The organism is Aerococcus sp. L_32 (assembly GCF_050689315.1).
The window spans coordinates 1-7068 of record NZ_JBOEQF010000109.1 but is presented as its reverse complement, the minus strand read 5'-3'; the positions used below and the strand labels follow the sequence as shown (position 1 = coordinate 7068).

7 protein-coding genes are annotated in these 7068 nt (G+C 36.3%); 3 read left to right on the top strand and 4 right to left on the bottom strand.

Annotated features, from left to right (window positions below):
- The coding region (locus ACRCJ0_RS08025; protein WP_431390118.1) for a dUTP diphosphatase at positions 1-385 on the bottom strand (385 nt) is incomplete at its 3' end.
- A gap of 102 nt (positions 386-487) precedes the next feature.
- Positions 488-2083, bottom strand: coding sequence for an alpha-amylase (locus ACRCJ0_RS08020; RefSeq protein ID WP_431390119.1), 1596 nt, complete (start codon positions 2081-2083; stop codon positions 488-490).
- Between the two features lie 425 nt (positions 2084-2508).
- Here ACRCJ0_RS08020 and ACRCJ0_RS08015 point away from each other — a divergent pair, with 425 nt between their 5' ends.
- The 3 genes from ACRCJ0_RS08015 (at position 2509) to dfrG (ending at position 4252) form a co-directional block, all read left to right on the top strand.
- A complete protein-coding gene (locus ACRCJ0_RS08015) occupies positions 2509-3180 on the top strand; it encodes a hypothetical protein (protein WP_431390117.1) in 672 nt (223 codons plus the stop codon).
- A 14-nt stretch (positions 3181-3194) separates the two neighbouring features.
- Positions 3195-3386, top strand: coding sequence for a hypothetical protein (locus ACRCJ0_RS08010; protein ID WP_070468511.1), 192 nt, complete (start codon positions 3195-3197; stop codon positions 3384-3386).
- Positions 3387-3754: 368 nt separating this feature from the next.
- Positions 3755-4252 carry a trimethoprim-resistant dihydrofolate reductase DfrG gene (gene dfrG / locus ACRCJ0_RS08005; RefSeq protein WP_000868795.1) on the top strand — a complete coding sequence of 166 codons (498 nt, stop codon included), beginning with the start codon at positions 3755-3757 and terminating at the stop codon, positions 4250-4252.
- A 71-nt stretch (positions 4253-4323) separates the two neighbouring features.
- Here the strand turns inward: dfrG and ACRCJ0_RS08000 are convergent, their stop codons facing one another.
- Both ACRCJ0_RS08000 and ACRCJ0_RS07995 read right to left on the bottom strand, forming a co-directional pair.
- Entirely contained in the window at positions 4324-6276 is a 1953-nt protein-coding gene (locus tag ACRCJ0_RS08000) for a transposase (protein ID WP_431390116.1), read from the bottom strand.
- A 6-nt stretch (positions 6277-6282) separates the two neighbouring features.
- On the bottom strand, positions 6283-6519 hold the full coding sequence (locus ACRCJ0_RS07995; RefSeq protein WP_001159903.1) for a hypothetical protein: 237 nt from the start codon (positions 6517-6519) through the stop codon (positions 6283-6285).
- Positions 6520-7068: the final 549 nt, after the last annotated feature.

Here is a 7068-nt window from a genome sequence, read left to right as displayed (position 1 = left end):
AATGACCTTCATTATTTTCATTATTGTAGTAATCTGCATCAACAATACCTACCCCATTAGGTAATGAAAGCCCACGTTTAAGCGGGTTTGAAGACCGACAAGCTAATTGTAAGTATTCATTCTCGCCCATATAAGCTTTCAAACCTGTTGGCACAAGCACTGGTTTCATAGCACTTTCGTCTACTTCACCTGCTACATTTAAATGCGCAAGGTCTTTTAGCACATGTTTCACACCAGTCTTCCACATTGCCGGTACAATAATATCTTCAGCCGCTGCGATATCATAGCCAGCCGATAAAGTTGTTGAACGTCTTGGTAATGTAATCGCCTCATCATTGGCATAGGCCGAGATTTTCTCAAATCCTCGTGTATTTTCTACTGTCATAAACAAATTCCATCCTTTACTACCCATACTTGAATTTTACTGACCTATTGTACCATTGATTAGCAGATTTCTAAACGTTAGACCCTATGGATTCAGTGCTACTTACTCGCTCTGGTCAGCAGCAGCTACTTCCGCATCTGCCACTTGTGCTGCTTCTACATCCGGTTCAACCATTTCTTCAGTAGGGGTTTCTTCAAGATAGCTAGTTTCTTCAAAATCTTCATCTGCTTCACCGTCAATATGCTCTGCATCAGACTTATTTACCCAAACGGACATTGACCCAGCATGTACTTTAAATACACCAGTACCATCCTCTTCAATGGTTACCGATCCTTCAATTTCACCCATCGCGTCTACCCACTCTTCTCCTGCATGGAGTTCTCCTACATACATACGCTTCTTCGCCTGTTCACCATTGGTTGCGATAAAAGCGAGTCCATCTGGATGTTCATCATCGCCAGTTCGGGTATAACCGATACAATTTTTATGATCAAAATAATCATGTTGATCACCGTAGGCATTTTCCCGTCTTAAGGCTAAAAGCTTATCTAAGGTCTCTTGGAAACCTTTGTAGTCGATACTTTCAATACCATAATAATCTCCGTAGAAAATAGCTGGTAAGCCTGATTGATGTAAGAGAATCAGACCATAAGCAATCGGTTTAAACCATTCATCTACCCACGACTCGAGGGCTTGTCCAGGCTGAGAATCATGATTATCGACGAATGGTACAGCTAGATCCGGTCGATCTTTTAAGAGTGATCCCTCAAGCAGTGATCCCATATCAAATTGATCCCAAGATGCAGCTGCTTGTTTAAAACGTTGATGTAAGGCCACATCAAATAGGTCAATTTGGTAATCCGTTTCCGCTAAATAATCGAAAAGTACACCGGTATTACTTTGCCAGTATTCCCCTACAACATAAATATCTGGATTACTTTCTCGTAAAGCAGATATTAGTTGGTCGATAAAAGCAAAATCGATATGTTTTAAGGCATCCAATCTAAAGCCATTTAAATCAAAAGAATCTAAATACCAACGCGCCCATTTTAAGACTTCTTCTTGAACATAAGGATTACCATAATCGATATCGGCAAACATTAAGTAGTCGAAGTTACCATTCTCTCCGTCCACTGCTTCATCATCTGCCCAACCTTTATTCTCACCTTTAATCATGAAAATACCACTTTCACCAGTTTTTTGATCAAAGTCAATCCCAGAGAAGCAGTTAAAATCCCAAATAAAATCTGAGTATTCACCATTTCGACCTGGGAAGGTAAACTTGGTCCAACCTTCAATATCTCGAGCTTCACCAAGCTTTTCTTGTCGATTTGTTGGGTTCATTGGGTAGGCTTGGAATACTTCCGTTTCATCAGCCCCACCCTTATGGTTTAAAACGGCATCCGCTAGCACCCAAATATCCTGTTCATGTAAGGCATCAATGGCCGCTTGATATTCTCGGCGGGTCCCGTATTTGGTACGAACCGTCCCTTTTTGATCAAATTCTCCAATATCAAATAAGTCGTACGTCCCATACCCAACGTCACTACTCGATTGACCTTTAGTTGCTGGTGGCATCCACACATGAGAAATCCCGATTGATGCCAAGTGTTCTGCATCTTCCGCTAACTTTTTCCATAAGCTACCATCATCAGGTAAATCCCATTCAAAATACTGCATTAATACGCCATTCATCACCATATCATTAGCCCCCGCTTTCGCCTAATCTTAATGCCTATGCCTATTTTTTCACGACTCTATTTCAGTTTCTTGCTTTGTGGATTGATTAGATTCAATATCACATTACAGTTATTATACCGAAAGTTTCTTCAATGAGATAATTTTAGCTTTGCCAAGCTATCGTATTAGCATTTTTTAAAGCTCTTGCTAGTTTATACGCTATAAATCAGCAAAACACAGCAAATATTTTTTCAAAATCTGTGACCCCTTCCAAGCGGTTGAAATCAAGGAAAATTAATGTGATATTTTAAGCAAATGGTCTTTAAATCTTCACAAAAGTCCTATAGAATGGAGACATTAGGTGAAACCACCTTTGGCGTATATCGCCATAAACATTCCCAATCTTCGAAATATTAAAAATATAAATATAAAGGGTGCCTGAAATGCGAAAACTATTAAAATGGGTTTTATTGGCGAGCATCATGTTACTAGTTGGTAACCACGTTGAAGCGCGCGAATCTTCTACTAAACTAGGTAATGCGGTCAATGAAACTTTAACTGAAACCCAATCCTACAAGCAATCTACGACCATCGTACAGGTAACTACTGAACCCGCAAACACTGAAACGGTTATGTCGACCCTTTCTTATGATAATGCTGATAACTTTTCTGGAACACTTATTCAAAAAGATCTTGCTTCTGGCAGTGATGATGCCATCTTACAAGTTCAATCACACGACGCCCAATCTACCTACAAGGAAAATGGCAGCGAATGGCAACAAAGTTTAACCAATGACTCTCACCTAGACCGTTTAAATGTCCTATCTCTTAGTCAAATCCACAGTATATTAACGACACTTGATACAATTGGTGAATGGACCGGTTCTTTAAGTGACCAAACGGTTTCTTTCTCTGGGGAAAATGAGCAATTAACCAATTTATTGAATGGTATTGTGAGTGATTCTTACAACAACGACGCTATCCACCAAATTCAATTGGTGACTGACCGTTATACGAATGAAATTAAATCCATCGAGTGGACCGTTTCTGGGACTAGTCGTATCAACAATCAAGCTGTAACAACTTCTGTCGAAGTGAGATTATCACAATTATAGTTAAAGGAGTCTATATGAGCCGTTATTTAGTCGGAACCATCTTTGCCATTTTATGTATTTTAGTCAATGTTTATATCGTCTGGAAGGGGCAAACCCCTGAAGGCATGACTGCTGCCCAACAAGCCCGTTTGAAGGTTGTTGGCGGGGTCTTGCTGCTCTTGGCCTTTATTGCACTCACATTTGGTGAAGCTTTAGGGCTCCAATAAGCAAAAGAATAACATTTTTCAAAGAGTATGGTCTATTTGCACACGAAAAGAGATAGAAAATACGTGTTAAAAGAAAAAAACGATGAATGAATATTAAGTAGTTCAGTTTTGGAGTACAAAATGACAAAATGTACTTCAAAATGGACTACTTTTTTCATTTTAACTTACATACCAAATTACATACAAAATGATTTATAAAATGCAATTGAAAATGATAATTGAATGAAAATTTGTGATTTTGTGGTATTATGATAATATAACTTATAGAAAAAATTGCTTATTCAACTAACGGGCAGGATAATGAGAAAAGGTTTTTTGATAGAAATAAGAAATTAGATGGTAAATTAGTTAAAAAGGCTGTGTTATAAATGAAAGTTTCTTTGATTGCTGCGATGGATAAGAATAGAGTGATTGGCAAAGAGAATGACATTCCTTGGAGGATTCCCAAGGACTGGGAATATGTTAAAAATACTACAAAGGGACATCCGATAATATTAGGTAGGAAGAACCTTGAATCAATCGGAAGAGCCTTACCTGACAGAAGAAATATTATTCTGACGAGAGATAAGGGGTTTACCTTTAATGGTTGTGAAATTGTTCATTCAATAGAAGATGTTTTTGAGTTATGTAAAAACGAAGAAGAAATTTTTATTTTCGGAGGAGAACAGATTTATAATTTGTTTTTCCCTTATGTTGAGAAAATGTACATCACAAAAATACATCATGAATTCGAAGGAGATACTTTTTTTCCAGAAGTGAATTATGAGGAATGGAATGAGGTATTTGCCCAAAAAGGGATAAAGAATGATAAAAATCCGTATAACTACTATTTTCATGTATATGAAAGAAAAAACTTATTGAGTTAACGGGTGCGTTAATTGAAGAAGAACAGTAAAGATAAAGCACAAGAGCTTGGGATTACTCCAAGCTCTTTTTGTCATTTGAAATAAATTATATCTTTCCAATCAAATTGTTTATCTGTAATCCCTAATCTTTGAGCAGGTGTCAAAACCTTTTTATCCGCTGATTTAAAAGGGCGACAAAAGTTGTAGTAAGTTCTTAGAATTGTAATCGCAAATTGAGCATACTTCGGATTGAAGTTAGCGTAAATATAGCTCTTCTTATCACCACGAGCTGTTGTTAATGGTCTTTCAAGAGATGATATATAACGTCTTATCTGTTGAATAAAGCTATTGGTCGAATGGTCATTAACATTTAATAGCATCTTTGCGATTTCGTTTGGTTCCAGAGCAGATAAATCCGTTCTACAATCAACTGAATAAAATCCTTTATCCTTAGTGGCTAATGGATGTTTGATAGGGTTATCGGCATATTTGCGATATCTTTCTCCATCTTTACTAATAGCCTCTTCGTGGAATTGATGACTTGTTAGTAATTCAGTTAGATAATGAGATGCCAAAGTCCGTAGAAACTTTGTTTTGAATCTTCTGATATCTCCCCAATCGAGCAGTTCTGCTTTTGCTTGTCCGAATTCTTTTAAGCATTGTTTTCTGCTTTTCGTCTTGTTAACTTGGCAAATAAAATGATGTGCATCGCTCAACCTTAATTCTTTCGTGAATACTCTATAAAAGGCGTTTCTAATAGAGAAGTCATCATCACTAATCATTCGCCATTCGTCGGCATTAACCATTTGTTTAATTAACCAATAGTGAGCAGTTGTAGTATAAGGAGCATCAACATTTAAACCATCGACAAATCTACTCCTATTAGTAATTTTCCCTAATTCGTGAAGATAAGCATTCCTATTTTCGCTATCGTTAGCGGATGGTTCTTGTGGATAATAAGACCAATCTAACCTATCATTTTTACGACTAAAAGTATTGAGATGGTCTTCTTTGAATTTTCTTGTATCTTCATTTAATTCATCCATTGAAATATTCCAATCATAGGCAACATCAGAACGGAACACATATCTTGATAAGACCTCAGCAGATACAACTATATACGTTTGCATATTAAGGTCTTCAAACCCCGTATATTTCTTTGAACCTTGTCCTTTCTTACGGACGTTATTTAGGTAGTAGTGCATCTTGTCCGTATTAAGCCACATCTCGTTAAATTTCTTTGTTTGAAGGGGTTGTGTCTCATATCGTTCTAAAAACTCCAAACAACGCCTATACAGCCACTCCAGCTTATGATAGTAGGTTCCAACTCCAATTCCTAAAATATCACAAGTACGACTGACTGAAACCCTTCCAACAACCATCTTAGCGAACATTGGAAGAATGGTGTTCTTTTGTTGGTGATAAGTAGTGGTTTCTTCTCTTTTTGGTAGAACATTAGTGAACTTCTTACACGCCTTACATTGATAGCGTTGAGATTTGCCCCTACTTTTCCCCCTTTTGTAAAATTGCTTCGGCTCATTGAATGGGGTTGATTCTTCTTCCGAGCAGCCTTCTTTATGAAATTGATAATCTGGCTCAACATCTTGGATGCTATTGATTTCTATAAGGCGTTTAATTTCTTCAACAACAGACCAATTAGATAAAGGGGTTACTGTACAGTTTTGCGATACACCTCTGCCAATAGGATTGTCATTGCAGTACATACCTTTATGACCTTTATCTTTGGAACTACCAGTCATTTTATATCGACTTGGTTTCCCTTTTACATCTTTGAATTTGTGCTGTTCTTTCCCAAAATTACAACAAAACGGATTGATGCAGTAATTATATTGAATGGGATATTCAGAACCGTTCCATTTAAAAGACGTTGGCAAGAACAACATTTTGTTATACCTTGTTGCAAATCGTTTTGGAGTTAATAAATCATATTGTTTAGCCCTATCTTTTAATTCTTCGTTTGAAATCGGAATTTTAACATCTACAATTTCATCTTCCTTCGTGGCTAATCTTTTAAGCTTGGTCATTGTCTATCAACCCACTCTATCTTTGATACCCATTTTTTCAACAATCCGCTTATTACTTCGCTTGTTGGCAATCCATTCAATAAACTTCTTATCGTCTAAAATGTTCAATAAGAATTCATCCACTGCTTCGCTTTCAGTACGCTCTGCATATTCAGCGTATTGCTTAACTATCACCCTTACTTGCTCTGATATTTCCCAATCCACAGACTTAGCGTTCTTATTTTTTGGCTCAAGAAATTGCATAGGAAAATGCACCCCTTTTTGCTTAGTAAATTGTAACCATTTTAACACACCAATTTGCATTCCTACAATAATTATTTCACGTTCGCATTTTTATATACATTTTAACTTACATTTTGTGGTGTAAATTAACAACAAACGTTGATTTAACAATAAAAAACGAGTATCAAATTCAGTTGCAATTTGATACTCATTTAGGTTTACATTTTCACTTTTTGTACTCCAAAACTGAACTACTTAAATGAATATGCTATTACTTTTATTGTTAATCATCTATGTTGCATATACGTTAATAGTTACTTTCAATTTACAGTTTGAATATTTTTCTAGGTTTTTATTTGTTATTCTCATTGTATGCCGTGGCATATTATCTTTTAAATATGGAGATAAGACTGGGACAATACAGATCTCAATCAACTAAATAAAGAGAGAAAAAAGATTTCGAAATGAAATCTTTTTTCTCTCTTTTAATTTTTCGCTTAAATCGTACGTTTATGATTAAATACTTGTTTTGAGTCGTCGATTTTTTGCTTGTTACCAAAGGCGACTAGG

Bases quoted from the DNA above. Each gene is read 5' to 3' on its own strand.
- ACRCJ0_RS08015 (WP_431390117.1), top strand. From the start codon at position 2,509: ATGCGAAAACTATTAAAATGGGTTTTATTGGCGAGCATCATGTTACTA.
- ACRCJ0_RS08010 (WP_070468511.1), top strand. From the start codon at position 3,195: ATGAGCCGTTATTTAGTCGGAACCATCTTTGCCATTTTATGTATTTTA.
- dfrG (WP_000868795.1), top strand. From the start codon at position 3,755: ATGAAAGTTTCTTTGATTGCTGCGATGGATAAGAATAGAGTGATTGGC.
- ACRCJ0_RS08000 (WP_431390116.1), bottom strand. From the start codon at position 6,276: ATGACCAAGCTTAAAAGATTAGCCACGAAGGAAGATGAAATTGTAGAT.
- ACRCJ0_RS07995 (WP_001159903.1), bottom strand. From the start codon at position 6,519: ATGCAATTTCTTGAGCCAAAAAATAAGAACGCTAAGTCTGTGGATTGG.